Source organism: Methylobacterium sp. B1 (assembly GCF_000333255.1).
Taxonomy (GTDB): Bacteria; Pseudomonadota; Alphaproteobacteria; order Rhizobiales; family Beijerinckiaceae; genus Methylobacterium; species Methylobacterium fujisawaense.
In genome coordinates this window covers 1-2,821 of the sequence record NZ_BACT01000676.1, presented here as the reverse complement: position 1 = coordinate 2,821, position 2,821 = coordinate 1, and the positions used below count along the sequence as shown (strand labels likewise).

General features: G+C 75.0%; 3 protein-coding genes. All 3 read right to left on the bottom strand.

The window, feature by feature from the left end:
- The coding region (locus I53_RS19955) for an MFS transporter (protein ID WP_251982379.1) at positions 1-770 on the bottom strand (770 nt) is incomplete at its 3' end.
- The gene (chlG, locus tag I53_RS19950) at positions 770-1,654 is read right to left on the bottom strand and encodes a chlorophyll synthase ChlG (RefSeq protein WP_043353924.1); all 885 of its coding nucleotides are present in this window, start codon (positions 1,652-1,654) and stop codon (positions 770-772) included. The genes I53_RS19955 and chlG, both read right to left, overlap by 1 nt.
- A gap of 292 nt (positions 1,655-1,946) precedes the next feature.
- The coding region (locus tag I53_RS19945) for a helix-turn-helix domain-containing protein (protein WP_043353922.1) at positions 1,947-2,821 on the bottom strand (875 nt) is incomplete at its 5' end.

Below are 2,821 nucleotides of genomic sequence, written 5' to 3'. Positions count from 1 at the left end.
ATCGTGAAGGTCCGGGCCACGGGATCGGCCAGCACCTGGGCCAGCACGGTGAAGAACGGCCGGCGCGCCTCCGCGGGCTCCGGGGCGCGGACCGGCAGGCGGCGCTCGATGCCGGCGACCGCCAGCGCCGCCACGCAGAAGGCGACGAGCGAGACCGTGCCCGACACCGCCACGAGCCGCAGACCGGAGAACGGATCCAGGAAATGCCCGGCGAGCGGCGCCGTGACGGCGAAGCCGACGATCATCATCACCCAGACGATGGTGGCGGCCGCGCCCCGCCGGGCCGGGGCGACGCCCCCCGACAGCAGGACGAGGAGCGAGGTCCCGGCCGCGCCGACGCCCATCCCGACGCACAGGAAGGAGAGGGCCGCGAGGGCGAGGCCCAGGGCGAGGTTCTCGGCGGCGAGCGCGGTGCCGCAGGCGGCGCCGAACCCGCCGAGGCAGAGGGCCACCATGCCGCCGACGATCCAGGGGGTGCGCCGGCCGCTGCGGTCGGACCCGTAGCCCCAGCGCGGGCGCAGGACCTGCACGGCGTAGTGCAGGGCGACCAGCAGGCCCGGCACGATGGCGGGGAGCGCCAGTTCCACCACCATCACCCGGTTGAGGGTGGCGGTCATCAGCACGACGACGCTGCCCAGCGCCGTCTGGACGAGGCCGAGGCGGACGATCTGGGGCCAGCCGAGATACCCGTCGGGCGCGACCGCTCGCCCGCCCGCCTTCGCGGGGGACGGGAGGACGCCCGGCCGTTCCGTGCGCGAGCCGCCCGCCATCACGCCCCTCCCACCAGCGGGCGCAGCGCGAAGGCCGAGACCAGCATGCCCAGGACGTAGAGGGTGGTGCCGGTGCCGTTGTACCAGATCGCCCGCTCCCGGGGGTTCTCGAGGAACCGGACCATCAGGGCGGCCTGGCCGGCGAGCAGCGCCGCGACGAGGCCGGCATGCCAGTACCGCTCCCAGCCGACGAGGAGCGCGATCACCGCCACCTGCGGCAGGGCCATCACGAGGCAGGCGAAGCGCGCGGCGCGCTGCGAGCCCATCTGCACGGGCAGGGACAGCAGACCCATGCGCCGGTCACCCTCCACCGACTTGAAATCGTTGAGCGTCATGATGCCGTGGGCGCCGGCTGCGTAGAGCAGCGCCACCAGGAGCACCCGCCGGTCCGGCAGGGCCGCGGCCATGACGGCGGCGCCGGTGAACCAGGGCAGCCCCTCGTAGCAGAGCGCCACCGCGGCGTTGCCCCACCAGCCGTTCCGCTTCAGCCGGACCGGCGGCGCCGAGTAGATCCAGGCCAGCACCAGCCCGAACAGGGCGGCTCCGAGGATCCAGGGCCCCAGGGCGGCGGCCACCACCAGCGACAGCAGCGTCCAGCCCAAAGCGAGGTAGAGCCCCCAGCGGCCCGGGATCCGCCCGGAGGGAATCGGCCGGTTCGGCTCGTTGATCGCGTCGACGTGGCGGTCGAACCAGTCGTTGGCGGCCTGGCTGGTGGCGCAGACCAGCGGCCCGGCGAGCAGCACCCCGGCGGCGATCACCGGCCATTGGCCGCTGGCCGGCTGCCCGGAGGAGATCACCCCGCAGGCGAACGCCCACATCGGCGCGAACCACGTCAGCGGCTTGAGCAGCTCGATGACTGCGCTCGGGGCGGGCGTAGCGGCCATGGCGGGAGGCTACCGGGCCCCGCCGAAGTGTCAAGGCAGATTTACACCATGCGGCGGAATGGGCGCGGCGTTTGTCCAGCGAATACAACCCCCACGTCAGGAATACATTATCCGGCACACCGGAAAGTCGCGGGGCGCGGCGCCTCGGCGGCGGCCGGTTTTACCGGTGCGGCGGCGGTCGTACGCGCGCGATCCGGCGGTCGTGCGCGCGGAACGCGGCCATCCTCGCGCGTCGGGCGCGGTCAGGCGCGCGGCAGTCCGCCGAGGGCCGAAAGGGAGTCCGGCGCCCGCCTCAGGCGTCGTCGGCCGGGCCGTCCAGATCGCCGACGCCGTAGCGGCGCATCTTGGCGTAGAGGCCCTGCCGGCTGAGGCCCAGCATCTCGGCCGCCGAGGCCCGGTTGTCCCGGGTGATCCGCAGCGCCGCCTCGATGCAGAGCTTCTCGATGAGGTCCGTGGTCTCGCGCACCAGGGTCTTCATCGAGACCCGGCCCACCAGCTCGGTCATCTGCTCCACCGAGCGGGGCAGCCCCCGCCCGATCGCCGAGGCGGAGCGCCCCTCGGCGATCCGCCGCGGGCCGGACCGGATGGCGAAGCCGAGGCAGGGGCGGGGGCCGGCCACCGACACGGCGGCGACCTCCACATCCTCCAGGCCGCCATAGGCGCCCCGGATGACGGTGGCGAAGCGGCGCACGGCGCCGTGGTCGACCAGGGTCGCGAACAGGGCCTGCGCCTCCATCTCGTCGCGGCCGAGCCAGTGGTCGAGGGTCCGCCCGCGGGCCTGCCCCTCGGTGGCGAGCTGGGCCAGCTCCAGGAAGGCGGCGTTCGCCATGAGGACGCGCCGCGACGGGTCGGTGACGACGAATCCTTCCGGCATCGCCGCCAGCACGGCGGCGGTGGGCGCCTCCTGATCGGGCCCGGCCGCCGCCGCCGGGTCGGCGGCCAGCTGCAGCAGGGCGCTGGCGCCGCCCTCGCCCCGGAACAGCGAGGCCGACACCGTGACCTCGCCCCGCTCGTGCGGCAGGGACGCCCGGATCGCCCCGGCCTGCCCGGTCGCCCGCAGGGCGGCGAACTGCGCCTCCAGGGCCCGGGCGCTGGAGGCGTCGAACAGGTCGACGGCGTCCTGGCCGGTGATGCGCCGTGCGGGCCGCCCGAGCAGGCGCCCGCGGC